Source organism: Streptomyces alanosinicus (assembly GCF_014650595.1).
GTDB classification, from domain to species: domain Bacteria; phylum Actinomycetota; class Actinomycetes; order Streptomycetales; family Streptomycetaceae; genus Streptomyces; species Streptomyces alanosinicus.
The window spans coordinates 1,334,869-1,356,491 of record NZ_BMVG01000001.1; the positions used below are offsets into that span (position 1 = coordinate 1,334,869).

Sequence of the window (21,623 nt, forward strand, 5' to 3'; positions counted from 1 at the left end):
TTTTGCTAAAGGTCAGCAAGAAGGGGAACGCCCCGGTCCGATTCCACGTCGGCCCGGGGCGCCCTCACTCCCGTACGGCTACGAACGCCGTCGTACGGCTACGAATGCGTCCGCAGCAGCGTCCGCATCGTACGCATCGCCACCGAGAGGTTGGCGAGGTCGAACGTCTCCGAAGCCCGGATCTCCTCCAGGGTGGTGCGCGCCCGGCTCAGGATGGGCGCGTTCTTCTGCTCCCAGGCCGTGAAGCGCTGCTCGGGACTGGAGGTGCCGTTGCCGGCCGCGAAGACGTCCGCGGTGAGCGCCGCGTGAGCCGCGTACAGATCCTCGCGGATCGAGGCGCGGGCCATGGACTGCCAGCGGTCGGCGCGGGGCAGCTCGATGATGCGGTCCATCAGCTGGGTGATGCTGAGCCGGTCGGCGAGGTCGTAGTAGATCTCGGCGACGTCCAGGGGCTCCTTGCCCATGCGGTCGGCCACCGACACGATGTCGAGCGCCGGGAAGGCGGAGGAGAAGCCGGCCACGCGCGTGGCGAGCTCGTCCGGGACGCCGGCCGCGGACAGCTCGTCGTACACGTGCTGGTACCACTCCAGGTCCGCGCCGCGCAGCAGCTTCGGCAGCTCCTGCCAGACCCGCTCGACCCGCTCGGCGAAGAACTCGACCGTCTCGGCGAGCTCCAGCGGCTGCGGCCGGTTGTTGAGCAGCCAGCGCGTGCCGCGCTCGACGAGCCGGCGCGAGTGCAGCCGGATCCGGGTCTGGACGGCCGCGTCGACCTTGTTGTCCAGCGCCTCCACCGCGTCCCACACCGGGGCCGAGGAGAAGATCGTGCGGGCCGCGGTCTGGGCCCGGACGATCTCCTCCAGGGAGGCGCCGGTCTCCTCGCGCAGCCGGTGCAGATACGTCGTACCACCCGTGTTGACCGTGTCGTTGACCAGCACGGTCGTGGTGATCTCGCGGCGCAGCGGGTGGCTGTCGATCGCCTCGGCGAACCGCTCGCGCAGGGCCGTCGGGAAGTACGCGTGCAGCAGGGTCCGCAGATACGGGTCGTCCGGCAGCGAGGTCTGCAGCAGCTCCTCGGCGACCGTGATCTTCGTGTACGCCAGCACGACCGCGGTCTCCGGACCGGTCAGACCCTGGCTCTGGGAGAGCCGCTCGCGGACCTGGCGGTCGGTGGGCAGGAACTCCAGCGCCCGGTCCAGATGGCCCTCGCGCACCAGATGGCGCAGGAACCGCTGCTGGGCGTGGAGCATGGAGCCCGCCTGGAACAGGGCGTTGGCCAGCGCGGTGTTCTGCGCGTAGTTGTTGCGCAGGACCAGCGCGCCGACCTCGTCGGTCATCTCGGCAAGCAGCTTGTTGCGCTGCTTGACGGTCATGTCGCCCTCCGCGACCAGACCGTTCAGCAGGATCTTGATGTTCACCTCGTGGTCGGAGGTGTCCACGCCGGCGCTGTTGTCGATCGCATCGGTGTTGATCTTGCCGCCGTGCATGGCGAACTCGATCCGGCCGAGCTGGGTCAGCCCCAGGTTGCCGCCCTCGCCGACGACCTTGACCCGCAGGTCCTTGCCGTCGACGCGGATGGCGTCGTTGGCCTTGTCGCCGACGTCCGCGTTCGACTCCGCCGACGACTTCACGTAGGTGCCGATGCCGCCGTTCCACAGCAGGTCGACCGGTGCGTGCAGGATCGCCTTCATGAGGTCGGCCGGGGTCATCTTGGCGACCTTGCCCTCGATGCCGAGGGCCTCGCGGATGTGGGCGTTGAGCGGGATCGACTTGGCGGCGCGCGGGAAGATCCCGCCGCCCGCCGACAGCAGCTCGGTGTCGTAGTCGGCCCAGCTGGAGCGGGGCAGCTCGAACAGCCGGCGGCGCTCGGCGTAGGACGTGGCCGCGTCCGGCGTGGGGTCGATGAAGATGTGCCGGTGGTCGAAGGCGGCGACCACGCGGATGTGCTCGGAGAGCAGCATGCCGTTGCCGAACACGTCACCGGACATGTCACCGATGCCGACGACCGTGAAGTCCTCGGACTGGGTGTCCACGCCCAGCTCACGGAAGTGCCGCTTCACGGACTCCCAGGCACCGCGCGCGGTGATGCCCATGCCCTTGTGGTCGTAGCCCGCGCTGCCGCCGGAGGCGAAGGCGTCGCCCAGCCAGAAGTTGTAGGTGTTCGCGACGTCGTTGGCGATGTCGGAGAAGGTCGCGGTGCCCTTGTCGGCGGCGACGACCAGGTAGGTGTCGTCCCCGTCGTGCCGGACCACGTCCTGCGGCGGTACGACCTCGCCGGCGACCATGTTGTCGGTGATGTCGAGCAGCGCCGAGATGAACGTCTTGTAGCTGGCGATGCCCTCGGCCAGCCAGGCGTCGCGGTCCTTGCCCGGGTCCGGCAGCTGCTTGGCGACGAAGCCGCCCTTGGCGCCGACCGGCACGATGACCGTGTTCTTCACCATCTGGGCCTTGACCAGGCCGAGGATCTCGGTCCGGAAGTCCTCACGCCGGTCGGACCAGCGCAGGCCACCGCGCGCGACCTTGCCGAAGCGCAGGTGCACGCCCTCGACACGCGGCGAGTACACCCAGATCTCGTACGCCGGGCGGGGCGCGGGCAGGTCCGGGATGGCCTGCGGGTCGAACTTCATGGAGACGTAGTCGTGCGGCGTGCCGTCGACCCTCTCCTGGAAGAAGTTCGTGCGCAGGGTCGCCTTGATGACGGTGAGGAAGGACCTGAGGATCCGGTCCTCGTCCAGGCTCGCCACCTGGTCCAGGGCCGCGTCCAGCTCCTCCAGCAGGGCGTCCGTGATCTCCAGTCCGGCCTTCTGCCGGTCCGGGGACATCCGCGCCTCGAACAGCGAGACGAGGAGCCGGGTGGTGTGGACGTTGTTGCGGAGGGTGTCCTCCATGTAGTCCTGCGAGAAGGTCGAACCGGCCTGCCGCAGATACTTGGCGTAGGCGCGCAGCACCATCGCCTGCCGCCAGGACAGCCCGGCGCTCAGCACCAGGGCGTTGAAGCCGTCGTTCTCGGCCTTGCCGGTCCAGGTGGCGGAGAAGGCCTCCTGGAAGCGCTCGCGGGCGTCGTCGCCGAGGTACTCCCCGGCGCCGTTCGCCTTCGGCACGCGCAGCCCGAAGTCGTAGATCCAGGCGGTGGTGCGGTCCGAGCAGCGCAGCTCGTACGGCCGCTCGTCGGTGACCTCGACGCCGAGGCGGCTGAGCACCGGCAGCACATGCGAGAGGGAGACCGAGCCGCCCTTCTGGTAGATCTTGAAGCGGCGCTCCTCGGGACCCGCGCCCACCGGCTCGTACAGGCTCAGGCTGAAGGTCCTGTCCTCGCTGAGCTGCTCCAGGTGGACCAGGTCGGCGACCGCGGCGCGTGGGGTGTGGTCGGCCTTGTAGCCCTCGGGGAAGGCGTGGCTGTAGCGGCGCAGCACCTCGGCCGCGTGCTCCTCGCCGCACTCGGCGGTCAGCGCCTCGGCGAACGCGTCGGCCCAGGAGCGGGCCGCCTCGACCAGCCGGGCCTCGATGCGGTCCTTGCCGGCGTCGGACAGCTCGGGCAGCTCGGAGCCCGGCGGGACACGGACGACGAAGTGCAGCCGGGACAGGATCGATTCGGTGTTCCAGGCGGTGAAGTCGACGCTGACACCGCCGAGCTCCTCCTTCAGGATGTCGATGATCCGCAGCCGGACACCGGTGGTGTAGCGGTCACGCGGGAGGTACACGAGGGCCGAGTAGTAGCGCCCGTACTCGTCCTGCCGCAGGTAGAGCCGCAGCCGGCGCCGTTCCTGCAGATAGAGCACGCTCGTGACGATGGACTGCAGTTCGGCGACGGGCGTCTGGAACAGCTCGTCGCGCGGGTAGGTCTCCATGATCTGGAGCAGGTCGCGGCCGTCGTGGCTGTTGGGCGAGAACCCGGCGCGGTGCAGCACCTCGTCGACCTTGCGGCGGATGACGGGGACCCGGCGCACGGACTCGGTGTACGCGGCCGAGGAGAACAGCCCGAGGAAGCGCCGCTCCCCCACGACGTTCCCGTCCGCGTCGAATTTCTTGACGCCGACGTAGTCCAGGTACGACGGCCGGTGCACGGTGGCCCGGCTGTTGGCCTTGGTCAGCACGAGCAGCTTGTGCTCGCGGGCCTTGGCCCGGGCGTCGGCCGTCAGCCGCTCGAAGGAGGGGCTGACCGGGTGCTGGTCGTCCTCGGCGTGCTGCGGGTCGGAGCGCAGGATGCCGAGGCCGGTGCCGGGCACGGCGGCGAGCGTGTCGTCGTCACGCAGCTGGTACTCGCGGAAGCCGAGGAAGGTGAAGTGGTCGTCGGCCAGCCAGCGCAGCAGCTCGCGGGCCTCCTCGACCTCGGGCCCGGGCAGGTCGCCCGGAACGGGCTCGCTCGCCAGATCGGCGGCGACCCGGGTCGCCGCCTCCCGCATCTTCTCCCAGTCCTCGACGGCCTCGCGGACGTCGGAGAGCACCCGCAGCAGATCGGCCGTGATCTCCTTCAGATCGGCCCGGTCGGTCTCCCGGTCGATCTCCACATGGATCCAGGACTCGAAGTGCGCGTCGTGCGGGAGGTCCTCGCCCGGCGCGGCCGGCAGGACGTCGATCAGCTTGCCGGTGAGGTCACGCCGGACGACGAACTGCGGGTGGACGACGACGTGGATGCCGCGCCCGCGCCGGGTCAGCTCATTGGTGACCGAGTCGACGAGGAAGGGCATGTCGTCGGTGACGACCTCCACGACCGAGTGGCTGCAGGTCCACCCGTTCTCCTCCACGGTCGGGGTGTGGACCCGCACGTTCGCCGTGCCCTGGGGGCGGTTCTCGGCGAGACGGTAGTGCGAGACCGCGGCGCCGAAGACGTCGACCGGGTCGCGGTCGGCAAGGTCTTCCGGGGCGGTGTGCAGGTAGTAGCGCTGGAGGAACGCGAGTACGGACTCGCTGTCCGGGGTGCCCGGGGAGCCCTCGCCCGCGGTCCCGGTCGGTAGGTGCCCCCCGACCGGGCTGTTCTCAGCTACCCGAGCAGCCCTTTCGAGCAGCTCGGCCTTGGCTTCGTCCAGCTTGGTCTGCATTGTCCTCTGACTCCTGTCGCGCGCCATTGCGTGACGTAGAAGGAAGTACGGCCTCTTTCCCTCCGGCTCGACGCCACGGCCCGGGGTGTCCGGTCCGCATCGACGCTATGCCGCGAGGTGAGATGTGCGGGGGGAATTCGGCCATTCTCGACACGCCCGTCGGGTGTGACGCTGCTCTCGGCGCCGCCGTGTCCAGGGTTGTCCTCGGCGTCCCGGGGGCTCCTGTGGCCCCGTCCCGCCCGCGAAGACCAGCGACCGCCGCCCGGTCACGGAGGTGTTCCGTGCAACCCGGGCGCGGGGCGGGGACAGGATCGCCCCCGCGAACTATCGCGCTGATCACGCCACAAGGCTATCGCTCCTTACCCGGGGCCCGTCATGAGCCGTATGTGTACAAAACCAAGGGGTGAAGTTTGACGATCTGCACAGCATCGGAGTGGGGGGTGGTGACGTATCCCATGGGGGTCCGGTGAGGATCCGACGGCCCACGGGAGCGGGCACGGCCGGGTGCGGCGTCCGGTCGCGCCGGCGGAGCCGCGACCGCACTCTGAGTACAGGGCGGGCCGGAACCGCGGCGGCCCTCTTGGCAGAGCACGCCCGGTGTTGGCACCTTGCCCTGGGACAGTGCGCGTCCCGCCCAGGAGTACTGGAGCACCTCGGAGCACCCGGAGGAGCCGACATGCCCGCGAAGATCCTGATCGTCACCGGCGACGCGGCGGAGTCCCTGGAAGTCCTCTACCCGTACCAGCGTCTGCGCGAGGAAGGCTACGAGGTCGACATCGCGGCCCCCTCCCGCAAGACCCTGCGCTTCGTCGTCCACGACTTCGAACCCGGCTACGACACCTACACCGAGAAGCCGGGCTATACCTGGCCCGCCGACCTGGCCTTCGCCGACGTGGACCCCGGCGCCTATGTGGCCGTCGTCATCCCCGGCGGCCGGGCCCCCGAGTATCTGCGCAACGACCCCGAACTCCGCAAGATCCTCAAGGCGTTCTTCGACTCCGACAAGCCCGTCGCCCAGATCTGCCACGGCCCGCTGCTCACCGCGGCGATCGACAGCCTGCGCGGCCGCCGCGTCACGGCGTACCCGGCACTCGAACCGGACATGCAGGCAGCCGGAGCGGGCTTCCAGGACAGCGAGGCCGTGGTCGACGGCACCCTGGTCTCCTCCCGGGCCTGGCCGGACCACCCGGCCTGGATGCGCGAGTTCCTGAAGATCCTGCGAGCGACGGCACCGGCGAGCTGAGACACCGCGCCCACCTGCGCGATCGCACCCACCCCCGCGAGGACCACCGGAACCCGGGCCGCGGCTACGCGGCTATTCGCTGTGCTTCCTCCACCGCCTGCTCCAGGGTGTCCACCACCGGCACCCCCACTTCCTCGAGGCTGGCCCGGCCGTGCGACCCCCCGGTGTACAGCACGGCCCGGGCACCGACGCCCCGCGCCGCGATCGCGTCGTCCGCCGCGTCCCCGATCACGACGGTCCGCGCCGGCTCCACGACCCCGCTCAGCGCCCGCAGATGCCGCACCATGTGCTCCGCCTTGCTGCCCCCGGACGGCCCCGTACGCCCGTCGACCCGCAGAAAGTGCGTCTCGATCCCGAAGCCCCGCACGAGCGGCACCAGCTCCTCGTGCACATACATGCTCAGCAGCGACTGGCTGTGCCCCGCCGACCGCCACCCCGCGAGCAGCTCCGCCGCCCCCTCGGTCAGCGCGCACCGCCCCCGGTGCTCGGCATAGTGCCGGTGGAAGATCCCGTCCATCAGCTCCCACTCGGCGTCGGTGGGCAGCCGGCCGATCAGCCGCTCGTAGAACTTCGGCACCGGCACGCAATACAGCGACCGGTACTGCTCCAGCGTGATCGGCGCGATCCCCAGCTCGGCGAAGGCCGCGTTCGTCGCGCCGATGATCGCGTCGGTGTCGTGGAAAAGCGTGCCGTTCCAATCCCAGACGATGTGTGCGCTCTCCTGCATCCCCATGCCAAAAACCGTACCCGCCACCACTGACAACGACGTCTGCCGGCCGGGGGCGGGCAGGAGCAGTCAGGCGAGCCCGATCAGGTTGGGGATCTCCTGCGTGGCGTACCACAGCAGCTCGTGATCCTCGGCGCCGTCCACGACGAACTGGGCGTCGTCGTCCCCGCCGTCGGCCGCCTCCACCACGTCCGCCGCCGCGGCCACGTCCCGCTCCGCGTCACCGGCGTCGACATGCACCGCGGCCGCCTTCGCGAGCGGCACGGTCACCGTGACGGTGACCTCGCCGAGGGCGGACGGGTCGAGCCCGCGGTCCGGGTCGGCGCCCGCGGCGCCGTCGGCCACGTCCACGGCGACCACGACCCGGCGCCGCAGGGCATCCGGCTCGGCCGCCAGCAGCCGCAGCGAGGCCAGCGCGGCCCGGCTGAGCGCCGCGTACTCCAGTTCCTCGATGTCCTCGGAGAGGTACCACTCGCGCAGCGCGGGCGTGACGGCGTACGCGAGGAAGGGGCCGCTCCCCAGCTCACCCGTCCTGTGCGCCTCGGCGAGACCGGGGAGGGTCAGGGGGACGTAGACGCGCATGCTGGCCGCTCTTTCCTGTTCAAAGGCTCCGCTGTGGCCCCGGGAAGGCCGGCTGCCGCGTCTCCCGGAGGGCCTTCAGGATACGTGCGCCCGTCCCCTTTCGGGTCTGTGCCCACACCCGGGAAGCCGTCAACTCCAGGCCGCGCATTCACCCGGCGCACCCGCCGGATCCTGGGGTTCGGCACCCTCTTCCTCCCCCGGATAGGTGAACCTCTCCGCCCCTTCCGCGCCCCTGCCTTCGTCCTTGCCACCCCGCTCCCGAGCCCCGTACAAGATCCCCACCAGCGAGTTACCGCCCGGTACCGACCGGGCCCGCCGAACGGGGACCTCGATGAACAAGGTCATGAACCGCACCGCCCAGCCCCGCCCGCGCCACTGCCCGCCGACCCGCCGCGACACCCGCCGCCCGGGCGGTGCCCCGCCCCGGAAGCCAGCGGTCAGGAGCATGCGTGACCTGCCGCCCGCCGTGCCCCGGAACGCGGGTACGGCCCGTACAGCGCCGGAGACGGCCCGGCCGCCGGTACGCCCCACCGACCTCTTCGCCGAGCGTCTGCTGGCCGTCCTGAGCGGTCAGCGGCCCGTCCACTGGATGCTCCGGCACACCGTGGGCCGCGCCTACGACGACCTGACCCGCCTCGCCGAACGCCGCCCCCTGCGCACCCGAGGATCCCGCCCCGTCGTCCAGGACATCGGCTACTACGTCCCCGGCGAGGGCGCCCTGGAGGTCTTCGCCCGTATCGCCGCCGGCGACCGGCTGCGCGCCCTGGCCTTCCGTCTGGAGCTGGGCCAGGACCTCCGCTGGCGCTGCACAGCGGTGGAGACCGGCCCCCGCCCCGCGGCGGCACAAGGCACCTGACGGCGCAGAGCACCGCACGGCAGGAGTGAGGCGGCAACACGGAAGGGCCGGCTCCCGAGGGAACCGGCCCTTCTCAGCGGCCGACTCGCCGCACTGACGCCCTGCTTGACGCCCTACTTCTTACGACGCCGTCCGCCCTTGGCCTGGCGCCGTCGCTCCGCCCGCGTCAGCCCGTCCGACTCGGAGCGCACCGGCTCGTCGTCCTCGAGGTCGCGCTCCACGACACCGCCCTCACCGTCCACGGTGGGCGCCGAGAAGTGCAGATCCCGCCGCTGCGGAACGTCCAGCCCCTTCGCACGGATCTCCGGACGCGCCCCGGCCTGCGCCGGAACCGTCTCCTGGACGCCCTCGCCGACCGGCTCCTCGGCCTCGACGGGGACCTCCTCGACCTGCTGCTCGACCTGGACCTCCAGGTTGAACAGATAGCCGACGGACTCCTCCTTGATGCCCTCCATCATCGCGGTGAACATGTCGAAGCCCTCGCGCTGGTACTCGACCAGCGGGTCCTTCTGCGCCATCGCGCGCAGGCCGATGCCCTCCTGGAGGTAGTCCATCTCGTAGAGGTGCTCGCGCCACTTGCGGTCGAGGACCGACAGCACGACCCGGCGCTCCAGCTCCCGCATGATCTCGGAGCCGAGCTGCGTCTCCCGCGCCTCGTACTGCTCGTGGATGTCGTCCTTGATGGACTCGGAGATGAACTCGGCGGTCAGACCGGCCCGGTCCCCGGCGGTCTCCTCCAGCTCGTCGATGGTGACCTTCACCGGGTAGAGCTGCTTGAAGGCGCCCCACAGCCGGTCCAGGTCCCAGTCCTCGGGGAAGCCCTCGGCGGTCTCCGCGTCGATGTACGCGTCGATCGTGTCGTCCATGAAGTGCTGGACCTGCTCGTGCAGATCCTCACCCTCCAGCACGCGCCGACGCTCGCCGTAGATGACCTCGCGCTGGCGGTTGAGGACCTCGTCGTACTTCAGAACATTCTTACGGGTCTCGAAGTTCTGCTGCTCGACCTGCGACTGCGCGGACGCGATCGCGCGCGTGACCATCTTGTTCTCGATCGGGACGTCGTCCGGCACATTGGCCATGGACATCACGCGCTCGACCATCTGGGCCTTGAACAGGCGCATCAGGTCGTCGCCGAGGGAGAGGTAGAAGCGGGACTCGCCGGGGTCGCCCTGACGGCCGGAACGACCGCGCAGCTGGTTGTCGATGCGCCGCGACTCGTGCCGCTCGGTGCCGAGGACGTAGAGCCCGCCGAGGTCCTTGACCTCTTCGAACTCGGCCTTGACCGACTGCTCGGCCTTCTCCAGCGCGGCGGGCAGTGCCTGCGCCCACTCCTCGATGTGCTCTTCGGGGTCAAGACCCTGCTGGCGCAGCTCCGCCTCGGCGAGGTCGTCGGGGTTGCCACCGAGCTTGATGTCCGTACCACGGCCGGCCATGTTGGTGGCCACCGTCACCGCGCCCTTGCGGCCGGCCTGAGCGACGATCGACGCCTCACGCTCGTGGTGCTTGGCGTTCAGCACCTCGTGCTGGATGCCGCGCTTGCTGAGCTGCTGCGAGAGGTACTCCGACTTCTCGACGGAGGTCGTGCCGACGAGGATCGGCTGGCCCTTCTCGTGCTTCTCCGCGATGTCGTCGACGACGGCCTCGAACTTGGCCACCTCGGTACGGTAGATCAGGTCCGACTGGTCCTTGCGGACCATCGGCCTGTTGGTCGGGATCGGGACCACGCCGAGCTTGTAGATCTGGTGGAACTCGGCGGCCTCGGTCATCGCCGTACCGGTCATGCCGGAGAGCTTGCCGTAGAGGCGGAAGAAGTTCTGCAGGGTGATCGTGGCGAGCGTCTGGTTCTCGTCCTTGATGTCCACCCCTTCCTTCGCCTCGATCGCCTGGTGCATGCCCTCGTTGTAGCGGCGGCCGGCGAGGATACGGCCGGTGTGCTCGTCGACGATCATGACTTCGCCGTCGATGACGACGTAGTCCTTGTCGCGCTTGAAGAGTTCCTTGGCCTTGATGGCGTTGTTCAGGTAACCCACGAGCGGGGTGTTCACCGACTCGTAGAGGTTGTCGATGCCCAGCCAGTCCTCGACCTTGCTGACACCGGACTCATGGATGGCGACCGTGCGCTTCTTCTCGTCGACGTCGTAGTCGCCGGTCTCCTCGACGCCCTTGAGCGGGTTGCCCGCCTCGCCCTTCTTCAGGCGCGTGACCAGCTTGGCGAAGTCGCCGTACCACTTGGTGGCCTGGTCGGCCGGGCCGGAGATGATCAGCGGCGTACGCGCCTCGTCGACCAGGATGGAGTCGACCTCGTCGACGATGGCGAAGTTGTGGCCGCGCTGCACCAGCTCGTCCTGGGACCACGCCATGTTGTCGCGCAGGTAGTCGAAGCCGAATTCGTTGTTCGTGCCGTACGTGATGTCGCACCCGTACTGCTCGCGGCGCTCGGCCGGCGTCATGTTGGCCAGGATGCAGCCGACGTCCAGGCCCAGGAACTTGTGGACGCGGCCCATCATCTCGGAGTCGCGCTCGGCCAGGTAGTCGTTGACCGTGACGATGTGGACGCCGTCGCCGGACAGGGCGTTCAGATACGCGGGCAGGGTGCCGACGAGGGTCTTGCCCTCACCGGTCTTCATCTCGGCCACGTAGCCGAGGTGGAGGGCGGCGCCACCCATCAGCTGCACGTCGTAGTGCCGCTGGCCGAGGACGCGCTTGGCGGCCTCACGGACGGTGGCGAACGCCTCGGGGAGCAGGTCGTCCAGGCTCTCACCATCGGCGTACCGCTGCTTGTACTCCTCGGTGAGGGCCCGCAGCTCGGCGTCGGAGAGGTCGACGAAGTCCTCTTCGATGGAGTTGACCTGGTCCGCGATGCGGTGCAGCTTGCGCAGGATCTTACCTTCGCCTGCACGCATGATCTTCGAGAGGACGGACACGGGGGTTTGTCTCCTTGCCGGTCGGGCCTGGGACGGTCGGTTTCCATTGGACGTACTGAGCAACGGCCATCGTATGCGAGGACCCGGCTGGCTCGGGAGGCCTGGCGGCCCGACGGCTGCTTCATCCGGGACAACGGACGGGCCAGGCCGATAGTGCCGCATCGGCGCAAGGAATTGCGCGAAATGTGATCACGTGCTCACGCGCAGCGAAATCCGATGGCCCGCGCGCGGCCTGCCGAGCACAATCGGCCGATGGAACCCGTCACCCTCACCACGGACCGCCTGGTCCTGCGCACGGTCGGCCCGCACGACACCCAGGCGGTGTACGAGGCGGCGCAGGATCCCGACATCCAGCGCTGGACCACAGTGCCTTCACCGTATCTGCCCGAGCACGCGAGCGGCTTCACCGAGCAACTGGTCCCCGACGGCTGGGCGCAGAGCTCGATGTGCACCTTCGGGGTCTTCCTCACCGGCGGGGAACTCGCCGGCATGCTCAGCCTCACCATGCGCTCGCTCGGTGTGGCGGAGGTCGGGTTCTGGGGGGCCAAGGAGCGCCGCGGCCACGGCTACCTCACCGAGGCCACGCTCACCGCCTGCCGCTGGATCTTCACCGCGGTCGGCATCGACCGGGTCGAATGGCGTGCCGAGGTCGGCAACGGTGCCTCCCGCGCGGTGGCCGAGCGAGCCGGTTTCACCATCGAGGGCACCCTGCGCTCCGCGATCAACAACAGAGGGGTGCGGCGGGACTGCTGGGTCGCCTCCCTGCTCCCCTCGGACCTGGGTCTGCCGTCCACGGCGCCGTACCTGCCCGCCCGCGTCCGGTGAAACCGCAGCTCAGCGCGGACTGTCAGTGCCGCCCTCTATCGTCCGGGGCATGACGACCCTTCCGCGCCCGACCACCACTCTCACCGCGGACGACGCCCGCCGTATCGCCCTGCGGGCCCAGGGCTTCCTCGGCGTGCCCGACCGGCGGGCCGGAGTCCGCGGCGTGCTGCGCCACCTCGGCGCGGTCCAGCTCGACACGATCTCGGTCCTCGCCCGCTCCCATGAACTGGTGCCGTACTCCCGGCTCGGCGCGATCGGCCGCAAGACGGTCGAGTCCGCCTACTGGAAGCCGGCGTCCGTCGGCGTGTCGCCGGCGCGCCCGCACGCCTTCGAGTACTGGTCGCACGCGGCCTGCATCCTCCCCGTCGAGGAGTGGCCGCACTTCGCCTTCCGCCGCCGCGCCTACCGCGACCGCCCGCACTGGAACCACGAACTGCCCGAGGGCACCTACGAGCAGGTCGTCAAACAGCTGCGCGCGGAGGGCCCGCTGACCTCCACGGAGCTGGGCGGCGCGAAGAAGACGAACGAATGGTGGGACTGGTCCGGCACCAAGGTCGCCGTGGAACGCGCGCTGATGTACGGCGAGGTGGTGTGCGTCGAGCGCCGCGGCTGGAAGCGGGTGTACGACCTGGCCGAGCGCGCCATCCCGGACGCACTGCTGCACGACGAGCTGGACGACACCGAGTGTCTGCGCCGTCTGGTCCGGCTGGCCGGCGAGTCCCTCGGCGTGGGCACACGCGCGGACATCGCCGACTACCACCGGCTCAAGGGCGAGCAGGTCGACGCGGTCATCGCCGACTCGGGTCTGGTCCCGGTCGAGGTGGAGGGCTGGTCCCGGCCGGCCTGGGCCGGCCCGGCGGCTCTGGCGACGCCGCCGCGCGGCCGCCACCGCACCACGCTGCTCTCGCCGTTCGACTCGCTGATCTGGGAGCGGGCACGTACGGAGCGGATCTTCGGCTTCACCCATCGCCTGGAGGCGTATGTGCCCAAGCCGAAGCGGGTCCATGGCTACTTCGCCATGCCGGTGCTCGCCGGCGGCCGACTCGTCGGGCGCGTGGACCCGGCGCGCGAGGGGCGCACTCTGGTGGCCAAGCAGGTCACCGCGGACGGCCCGAAGGCGGTCCCGGCCATCGCCCAGGCCCTGATCGAGGCAGCCACCTGGGTGAACTGCACAGACGTCCGCGTGGAGCGGATGGACCCCCCGGAGCTGCGCGAGCCCCTGACGAGAGAACTGGGCCGCACGCTCGCCTAACGGATCTCCAGGATCTTCTCCCGCATCGCGTAGACCACGGCTTCCATCCTGGAGTGCAGCTGGAGCTTCTCCAGGATGTTGCGGACGTGGTTCTTCACGGTGTTCTCGGAGATGAACAGTTCCTTGGCGATGTCCCGGTTGTTCATCCCGGTCGCGACGAGTTTGAGGACCTCCAGCTCCCGGTCGGTCAGCCGCGGCGCGGGCACCAGCCGGCGCTCGTCGGTGCGCTGGATCATCGACTTGAACTCGGTGAGGAGCTTGGACGCCATGGACGGGCTGATCTGCGACTGCCCGTCGGCCACCGCGCGAATGGCGGTCGCCACCTCGTCCGTGGAGATCTCCTTGAGGAGGTATCCGGTCGCGCCCGCCTTGATCGCGTCGTAGAGGTCGGCCTCCTCGTCGCTGATCGTCAGCATGATGATCTTGGCGCTGGGGGCGACCTCCTTGATGGAGGTGCAGGCCTCGATCCCGCCGCGCTTGGGCATGCGGACGTCCATCAGCACGATGTCGGGCAGCAGATCGGCGGCCTTGTCCACGGCCTCGGCGCCGTCGCCGGCCTCGCCGACGACCTGGATGTCCTCCTCGGCCTTCAGCACGATCTCCAAGCCACGCCGGAAGAGAGCGTGGTCGTCCACGACCAGGACCCTGATCGGTTCCGCGCGTACGGAGCCGGTGTCCGGGCCCATGCCGATGACACCGTCGTCGCCGTCCTCGTCCCGCATCGGTCCGAAGGTGTCCGCCATCGTTCCTCCCCCTGAAGGCTGTGGCCTGTGATCCTGTGCCATCGCCAACCCAAGGCAGCGGCCCACCGGTTGGGCCGGTCCGGCCATGATTTCATGCCCAGGCGACACCGAGGTGACGTGCGGGGCGTGAAGTGGTCGCACACAGGTGCCCCTGGGGGCGCACACGCGCTTCCAGGGGCACCGGCTCGACGTCGGCCGGGTGACGTCAGCCGCCCAGCGCGCCCCCCGTCGCGGGCAGCTGCGCGACCATCGGGTCCGTGTTGAGGTGGATCACACCGTAGTCGTAGGCATGTCGCCGGTAGACGACGCTCGGTTCCTTCGTCTCCGAGTCGACGAACAAGTAGAAGTCGTGGCCGACCAGTTCCATCTCATAGAGGGCCTGGTCCAGGCTCATCGGAGCGGCGACATGGGTCTTCTCCCGGACGACGAGGGGGCCCTCACCCTTGACCTCCAGCGAGCCGATCTTCTTCGTCGGCACTCCGTCCGCCTCGTCCTCCTGGACGGGCAGACCATTGCCGTTCAGCGTGGCCGCGCCAGGGACGTGGTCGGGGACCTCGGCCGCCGAGATCCGCCGTGCGCCACGGCGCGAGAACCGCTTGTCGTGCTGCTTGCGCAGCTGGGCGTCCAGTTTCTCCGCGGCGAGGTCGAGTGCCGCGTACGGGTCGCTGGCCGCCGCCTCCGCCCGGATCACCGGACCGCGGGAGCGGAGCGTGATCTCCACTCGGTCACAGCGGTCGGCCTGTCGGGGGTTGGGCTCCTTGGACACCTCGACGTCGAGGCTGATCACCTTGCCGTCGAGCTTCTGGATCTTCTCCAGCTTCAGCTTCTCGGCCACGTGCTTGCGGAACCGCTCGGGCACCTCGGTCTTGCGGCCTTTGACGACGATGTCCACGCAGAACTCCGTTCCCGGATCGCTCCGCTCCAGCGGCGGAGCATCTCCCTCTTGCACCAGATCCGGTGAGCACCGGACCTCGGACTCGGTGACGTCCACCTCCTCCTCCCCCAAGGGCGAGATCTCCACCCCGCCGGCCCGGTGTTTGTGGAAAACCCATGGCACGGCATTCCGATATGCGAGGTGTGGCCTGCGCCTTTCCTCACAACCGAACATATCTCGCCCGGACGGATGTCGTCACCCTCTACTCCGGCGTACCTCCGTTCAGGTGAATTGCGCCTCTCGCTACCTGCAACGATGCGAGTCAGCGGTCAGTTCCTGTTTATTTCAAAAGAATCCCGCGGAGCGGCGATCACGGCCGCATGGAGTACACCCCCGAGGGCGTTCAACGCCCCCTTTTCCGGTGCACCATGCATCCACTTCCCGCTCTCCTGCCGTGCTCCGATCCGTCGTTCATCCCTTCCTTCCCGAGTTACGCCCTCGTACACGACCGTTCCCCCTATGGTTCGCTCTTCCGCCACCTCCCGTACGACTCGTGCCGCCTCCGCGAGGCTCGCACCGGTCGTGATCAGGTCGTCCACGAGCACGACCTGTCCGCCGCCGAGGAGCCGGGCACCGCCCGCCGTGACCTCCAGGGCGCCCGCGAGGTTCGCGAGGCGCCGCCGGGCGTCGAGCCCGGCCTGGTCCGCCACGGCCCGCCGCTGACACAGCACGGCCGCCACCCTGGCGGGCGTGCCACTGCGCCGCAGCTCCCCGGCCGCCGCGAGCGCCATCCGCCGCACCGGATCGTGCCCACGCGCCCGCACGGCCCACCGGGCGGAGGGCACGGGGACGAGCAGCACGGGCCGCAGACCCGCTTCCCCGGCACCACTGCCGCCGAGCCCCGCCCGCACCGCCCCCGCCAGAGCCACACCCAGCACTCCCGCGAGAGACAGCGCGCCCCGTTCCTTGTGCGCGAGGAGCAGTGTGCGCACCTCGCCCGCGTACGGAGCGGCCGCGTGCACCACCGGCAGCCCGGCCGGCTCCGGCACCGGCCGCACCCGCCGCGGCGCGCGTCCGCACAGCGCGGCCCGGCACCGTGGGCAGAGCACCGTACGAGGTGCTCCGCAGCCCGTGCAGTCGGCCGGCAGCACCAGGTCGGTGAGGTCCCGCCACCACCCCCGCATGTGCACCACTGTGCCAACGCCGAAGCGGCTCTGCCACCCCTGTGGAAAACCCCCTGTGGACAACGCCGGGTAGCGCGCGAGACGGTGTCCAGCCCGGATGGAGACGCGGTGTTCAGCCCGGAATGGAGACGCGGTGTTCAGCCCGGATAGACCGGTGCCGTACCGTCCTTGTCCACCTTCTGCCACTGCGCCCCGGACGGCAGCCGTACGATCCCGTCGTCCGAGTAGGCCACCAGCGGCACCCGCTCGTCCTCGGACGCGGCGATCGCCTTGACGCCGGGAAGCCCGCCCGGCGTCGGACCGTCGAGTGTGGAGCCGTCGACCTGGACGTACCTCATCTGCAGCACACCGCCCTGCTCCCGGCCGACGACGAGCAGCCTGCTGTCACCTGCCCACGACAGGGCGGTGACCTGCTCCAGGTCGGGCGCGGCCGAGCGCAGGTCGACGACCGACATGCCCTGACCGGTGCCGTCGCCGTGCTGGACGCGGCCGATGAGCAGGGACTGCTTGTCGTCCTTCTCCACGACCAGCGCGATCCGCACACCGTCGCCCGCCACCCGGGCGTCCGTGATCTGGCCGGGCAGGTCCGGGACCGCGACCTGCTCGGCCTTGGTGGCGCCCTGCCGCAGGATGTAGAGCCGGGCGCGCTGCGGGTCGCGGTCGGCCACCCACAGGTCGCCGCGGGCGTCCCAGCTCGGCGTCGTCAGCCGGTCGTGGGCGGTCGGGCCCTGGCTGGTCACCAGCGCGCCGCCCAGCGAAGCACCCGTCGTCAGCGAGGTCATGTACAAGGATCTGCCCTGGTCACCGACCCCGGCCGCAGAGTGCTCGTCCCGCGACACCGCCACCGACTCAAGCGCCTTGGCACCCTCGCCCAGCGGCCCCGGCACGGCGAGGGCGTCGGTGTTCGTGCTCCCCGTCGGCATCCGTACCAGCCGGTGCTTGCCGTCGAGGTAGTACAGGTTGTCGGGGCTCTTGGCCGACCCGTGCCAGGCGGCGGACTCGGCGCGCTCCTCGCTCAGGTCGCACAGCCGGTGGCCGCCGACACCCTGCAACTCGACCGACTCCAGCGTCGGCGCCAGGTTCCGCAGGGTGAACAGCACCTGCGTCGCCATCTCGGTGCAACTGGTCGCCTTGACCTGGGAATCCTTCAGGTTCAGCGGCACGGTCAGCTTGTTCTGGTCGTCCGGCGCCAGACCCGACACGTCCTTCTGCAGCGCCGTACCCATCGGGAAGCCGGACCTGACGACCGGGTCGAGCCAGCCGGAGGGGCCGGCCAGCAGCGAGCGGACCATCTGCGTCATCGGGTCCACCTTGCTGCGCACGAACACCGGATCGGCGACCGCCACCGGCTGCCCCGTCGACCTGACCACCGTGTCGGAAGCGAAGTAGTACTTGTCGACGGACGTGTAGTTGCGCTGGAAGTCCGACTTGCCCATGACGACCCCGTCGGGCAGCTTGTCGATGCGCCACTGACCGTCCTTGGGGTTCCGCGTGAGATGCACCTTCCTGCGGAAGGAACCACCGGTCGGCTGATACGCCTGCTGCCCGTCCACGGTCGCGACCCGGCTGCCCGCCAGGACACAGGTGATGCTGCTGGGCAGATCCGGGCTGCCACCCGCCCGGCAGCCGGGCTCGATGCTCGGTCCGCCCGCGAGGACCGTGGTCGACCGATCCGGCCGCCAAGTGCTCGCCGCGTCGGACGTCAGGTACTTGCGGGCCGTGTCATACCCCGGATCGTCGCTGGTCAGCGCCTCCAGGAAGCCCTGCATGATCTCGGCGGGCCCGGCGCCCTCGGCCGGCGGCACGGCGAACACCCGGACCCCGGTGTCCTGCCGCGGCGTGGACTCCACGTTCTTCAGGTCCCCGCTGTCGGGCATCGAGGCGCACCCGGCCAGCAGTACGGCCCCCAAGGCGGTGTACGCCACCGCGCGTCCCGGCCTGGGCCGAGCGCCCCCCGTGCGGTCAGCGCCCACGAAATGCCTCCCCTGGCTCCATCGAGTCCTGCGGCCCAGCCACGTGGTCCTGCGGCTCGGCCACGTGGTTCTTCGGCCCAACCGCGTCGTCCTGTGGCCCGGCCGCGTCCGGACGGGCCGCGCCCGCCTCGGGTGCCGGATCCACGGCGGCCTTGCCGTCCGTATCCACGGCAGCCCTGTCGTCCGTGCGCCGTGCGCCACCCGTGGGCCGGGGCACCACACGCGCGCCGTTGCCGTTGCCGGGCAGTGCGGCCGGATCGGCGGCGGGCGCGACGGCGCTCAGCCGCGGCGCGATCGGGGCGCGCGGCGGCAGCGCGGGTGTCTGGCCGCCGCCCTGCTGCACGGGTACGGTCGCCCGCTTCTCCTCGGCTCCGCCGGGCAGACCGGCCTCGTCGAGGCCGCGATTGCGGCGCGAGTCCTTGGGCTCCAGCGGTATCGGCGAGCCCCGTAGCGGCTCGTCCGCGGTCCTCGGCAGCGTCAGCCGGAACTGGGAGCCACCGCCCGGCTCGCCCCAGGCCTGCAGCCAGCCGCCGTGCAGCCGCGCGTCCTCCAGGGCGATCGACAGCCCGAGGCCCGTACCGCCGGTGGTCCGCGCGCGTGCCGGGTCCGCCCGCCAGAAGCGGCTGAAGACGCGCGTCGCCTCGCCCGGCTTGAGGCCCACGCCGTAGTCGCGGACGGCGACGGCGACCGCGCCGCCCGCCGCGGCGAGCTTGACGATGACGTCCTTGCCCTCGCCGTGCTCGACGGCGTTGACGACGAGGTTGCGCAGTACGCGCTCCACGCGCCGGGCGTCGGCCTCGGCGACGACGGGCTGCTGATCGCCCAGCACGCGTATGTGCGTGCCCTTGCGCTCCGCGAGCGGCTCGGCGCCGCTGACCACGCGCCGGACGACCTCCCTGAGGTCTATCGGCTCGGCCTCCAGCGCCGCCGCGCCCGCGTCGAAGCGGCTGATCTCCAGCAGGTCCGCGAGCAGCGACTCAAAGCGGTCCAGCTGGTCGGCGAGCAGCTCCGCCGACCGCGAGGTCACCGGGTCGAAGTCCTCGCGCGCCTCATGGATGACGTCGGCGGCCATCCGGACGGTCGTCAGCGGCGTACGCAGCTCGTGCGAGACGTCCGAGACGAACCGGCGCTGCATCCGCGACAGGTCCTCCAGCTGCTGGATCTTCAGCTGGAGGTTCTGCGCCATCTTGTTGAAGGCCTCGCCCAGGCGCGCGATGTCGTCCTCGCCGGTGACCTTCATCCGCTCCTGCAACCGCCCGGCGGACAGCCGCTCCGCGATCCCGGCCGCCATCCGCACCGGTGTGACGACCTGACGCACCACCAGCCAGGCGATGGCCCCGAGCAGCACGACGACGAACAGCCCGGCGGTCGCGAGGGTGCCCTTGACCAGGCTGAGGGACTTCTCCTCCTGCGTGAGCGGGAAGAGGTAGTACAGCTCGTACGGCCGCCCGTTGGGGTCGTTGACCTGCTTGCCGATGACCAGCGCCGGCTGCGACTCCTTGCCGTTGGAGTACGTGATCCGGGTGTAGCTCTGCGCGGCCGTCGTACCGCTGTTGACCCGATCGCGCAGATCGGTGGGCACGCTGGAGGTCGCGTTGACGTACCCGGAGCCACGGGGGCTGCGCCCGCCGCCGCTGTCGTCTCCCACGGGCAGCGTGACGACATTGAAGGCGCCCGCGCCACCACTGGACAAGGACTCCACGAGGTCGCTCATCCACGGGATGACGTTCTGCGACGGACGGCCGTCCGTGGTCGACGTGCCGTCGGCGGTGCCGCTCCCGGTGGCCGCGCCCGTACCGGCACCACTGGCCGCCTCGTCGGCCTTCTGCTTGGCCACCGCGAAACCTCCGGTGGCCTGGCTCTGCGAGGCCCTCACCTTCGCGTCCAGCAGGCCGTTGCGCACCTGCCCGATCACGACGAAACCCAGCAGCAGGACGACGCCCAGCGACATCACGAGTGTCGTGGCGACGACCCTCAGCTGGATGTTGCGCCGCCACAGCCGCATCACCGGCAGCAGCGGGCGGCGCACCCAGCGCAGGAACAGCCTGAGGACCGGGCTCCCCTGAACCCCGCCCTCGAGCAGCCCGCCCTCGAAAAGACTCCTGAACCGCGCACCAGCCGTCCGGCCGACAGGCCGCCCCGGACGGGCCCCGGGCCGACCGGGGGCCGAAGCGGCGCTGTCCCCGGACATGTCAGCTGGGTCCGGCCTTGTAACCGACGCCACGGACGGTCACCACGATCTCCGGGCGCTCCGGGTCCTTCTCGACCTTGGAACGCAGCCGCTGGACGTGCACGTTGACGAGCCGCGTGTCGGCGGCGTGGCGGTAGCCCCACACCTGTTCGAGCAGCACCTCACGCGTGAACACCTGCCACGGCTTGCGGGCGAGCGCGACCAGCAGGTCGAACTCCAGCGGGGTCAGTGCGATCGACTGCCCGTCCCGCTTCACCGAGTGCCCGGCCACGTCGATGACCAGGTCACCGATGGTCAGCTGCTCCGGCGCCGGCTCCTCCGACCTGCGCAGGCGCGCCCGGATCCGGGCGACCAGCTCCTTCGGCTTGAACGGCTTGACGATGTAGTCATCGGCGCCCGACTCCAGGCCCACGACGACATCGACGGTGTCGCTCTTCGCCGTGAGCATCACGATCGGCACCCCGGACTCTCCCCGGATCAGCCGGCACACCTCGATGCCGTCCCGTCCGGGCAGCATCAGGTCGAGCAGCACCAGATCGGGCTTGGTCTCCCGGAAAGCGGCCAGCGCCTTGTCGCCGTCGGCTACGAAAGACGGCTCAAAACCTTCACCACGCAACACGATGCCGAGCATCTCGGCCAGTGCGGTGTCGTCGTCGACGACAAGGACTCGTCCCTTCATAAACGACATCATCCCATTCTCGTAACAGTGACAGAGGCGCTGGTGAGCGAGGTCACTGGCCGGTGACGATAGTCGTACGGAGCCGTCACTGTCTGCCCCTGTCCGCCGACGTCGATGTCAGTCACAGATGTCGGCCCTGACGTCGCTCAGCTCCTGACCGGGGAGCGGCGGTCGCCATCGCAGTCGTACAGGCACATGATGGGACATGGCGGACCTGACAAGCCACGCCGCGGTACGCCGGGACGCGACAGCCGGAAGGAGGCACAACGCCATGCCCCAGTTCATGGATGTCCACCACGGGATGAAGGGCATCACGGCCGATCAGCTGATGCAGGCCCACAGGGCCGACCTCGCCATCGAGAAGGAAGAAGGCGTCCATTTCGAGAGAGCCTGGGCTGACCCCGAGTCCGGCACGGTCTACTGCCTCTCCGAGGCCCCCTCGGCCGAAGCGGTCCAGCGCATCCACGAACGTGCTGGCCACCTGGCCGACGAGGTCCATCCGGTACCCCTGACCGCGTGAACAAAGAGGCTACC

Annotated in this window: 15 protein-coding genes; 5 read left to right on the forward strand and 10 right to left on the reverse strand. The window is 70.1% G+C overall.

Annotation, left to right across the window (positions count from 1 at the left end):
* Positions 1-98: 98 nt before the first annotated feature.
* Positions 99-5,036 (reverse strand): NAD-glutamate dehydrogenase, encoded by a 4,938-nt coding sequence (locus IE277_RS06060; RefSeq protein WP_189949097.1) that lies wholly within the window; start codon positions 5,034-5,036, stop codon positions 99-101.
* A gap of 676 nt (positions 5,037-5,712) precedes the next feature.
* Between IE277_RS06060 and IE277_RS06065 the strand changes: the two genes are divergently transcribed.
* The gene (locus tag IE277_RS06065) at positions 5,713-6,279 is read left to right on the forward strand and encodes a DJ-1/PfpI family protein (protein ID WP_189949100.1); all 567 of its coding nucleotides are present in this window, start codon (positions 5,713-5,715) and stop codon (positions 6,277-6,279) included.
* A 64-nt stretch (positions 6,280-6,343) separates the two neighbouring features.
* Here the strand turns inward: IE277_RS06065 and IE277_RS06070 are convergent, their stop codons facing one another.
* Positions 6,344-7,012 (reverse strand): HAD family hydrolase, encoded by a 669-nt coding sequence (locus tag IE277_RS06070; RefSeq protein WP_189949101.1) that lies wholly within the window; start codon positions 7,010-7,012, stop codon positions 6,344-6,346.
* Positions 7,013-7,075: 63 nt separating this feature from the next.
* The gene (locus tag IE277_RS06075) at positions 7,076-7,588 is read right to left on the reverse strand and encodes a DUF6912 family protein (RefSeq protein ID WP_189949103.1); all 513 of its coding nucleotides are present in this window, start codon (positions 7,586-7,588) and stop codon (positions 7,076-7,078) included.
* Between the two features lie 331 nt (positions 7,589-7,919).
* On the opposite strand from IE277_RS06075, the gene IE277_RS06080 reads away from it, so the two are divergent.
* Entirely contained in the window at positions 7,920-8,444 is a 525-nt protein-coding gene (locus tag IE277_RS06080) for an Rv3235 family protein (protein WP_189949104.1), read from the forward strand.
* 113 nt (positions 8,445-8,557) lie between these two features.
* On the opposite strand, the gene secA is transcribed toward IE277_RS06080, so the two are convergent.
* The gene (secA, locus tag IE277_RS06085; RefSeq protein ID WP_189949106.1) at positions 8,558-11,368 is read right to left on the reverse strand and encodes a preprotein translocase subunit SecA; all 2,811 of its coding nucleotides are present in this window, start codon (positions 11,366-11,368) and stop codon (positions 8,558-8,560) included.
* Between the two features lie 252 nt (positions 11,369-11,620).
* Between secA and IE277_RS06090 the strand changes: the two genes are divergently transcribed.
* Together IE277_RS06090 and IE277_RS06095 are read left to right on the forward strand one after the other, a co-directional pair.
* Positions 11,621-12,193 (forward strand): GNAT family N-acetyltransferase, encoded by a 573-nt coding sequence (locus tag IE277_RS06090; protein WP_189949108.1) that lies wholly within the window; start codon positions 11,621-11,623, stop codon positions 12,191-12,193.
* A gap of 49 nt (positions 12,194-12,242) precedes the next feature.
* Entirely contained in the window at positions 12,243-13,445 is a 1,203-nt protein-coding gene (locus IE277_RS06095) for a winged helix-turn-helix domain-containing protein (RefSeq protein ID WP_189949110.1), read from the forward strand.
* Here IE277_RS06095 and IE277_RS06100 read toward each other — a convergent pair.
* From IE277_RS06100 to mtrA, 6 genes are all read right to left on the reverse strand, one after another.
* Complete coding sequence (locus IE277_RS06100; RefSeq protein ID WP_189949112.1) at positions 13,442-14,188, reverse strand: response regulator; 747 nt, start codon at positions 14,186-14,188, stop codon at positions 13,442-13,444. The genes IE277_RS06095 and IE277_RS06100 overlap by 4 nt on opposite strands.
* Positions 14,189-14,393: 205 nt before the next feature.
* Entirely contained in the window at positions 14,394-15,080 is a 687-nt protein-coding gene (gene hpf / locus IE277_RS06105; RefSeq protein ID WP_373310725.1) for a ribosome hibernation-promoting factor, HPF/YfiA family, read from the reverse strand.
* Positions 15,081-15,391: 311 nt separating this feature from the next.
* Positions 15,392-16,246 carry a ComF family protein gene (locus IE277_RS06110; protein ID WP_189949114.1) on the reverse strand — a complete coding sequence of 285 codons (855 nt, stop codon included), beginning with the start codon at positions 16,244-16,246 and terminating at the stop codon, positions 15,392-15,394.
* Positions 16,247-16,383: 137 nt separating this feature from the next.
* A complete protein-coding gene (locus IE277_RS06115; RefSeq protein WP_229880703.1) occupies positions 16,384-18,219 on the reverse strand; it encodes an LpqB family beta-propeller domain-containing protein in 1,836 nt (611 codons plus the stop codon).
* Complete coding sequence (gene mtrB, locus IE277_RS06120; protein WP_189949118.1) at positions 18,209-20,410, reverse strand: MtrAB system histidine kinase MtrB; 2,202 nt, start codon at positions 20,408-20,410, stop codon at positions 18,209-18,211. Before mtrB ends, IE277_RS06115 begins: the two co-directional genes overlap by 11 nt.
* Position 20,411: 1 nt before the next feature.
* Entirely contained in the window at positions 20,412-21,101 is a 690-nt protein-coding gene (gene mtrA, locus IE277_RS06125; protein ID WP_189949125.1) for a two-component system response regulator MtrA, read from the reverse strand.
* 259 nt (positions 21,102-21,360) lie between these two features.
* Between mtrA and IE277_RS06130 the strand changes: the two genes are divergently transcribed.
* Positions 21,361-21,609, forward strand: coding sequence for an SCO4226 family nickel-binding protein (locus IE277_RS06130; protein WP_189949126.1), 249 nt, complete (start codon positions 21,361-21,363; stop codon positions 21,607-21,609).
* Positions 21,610-21,623 lie beyond the last annotated feature (14 nt).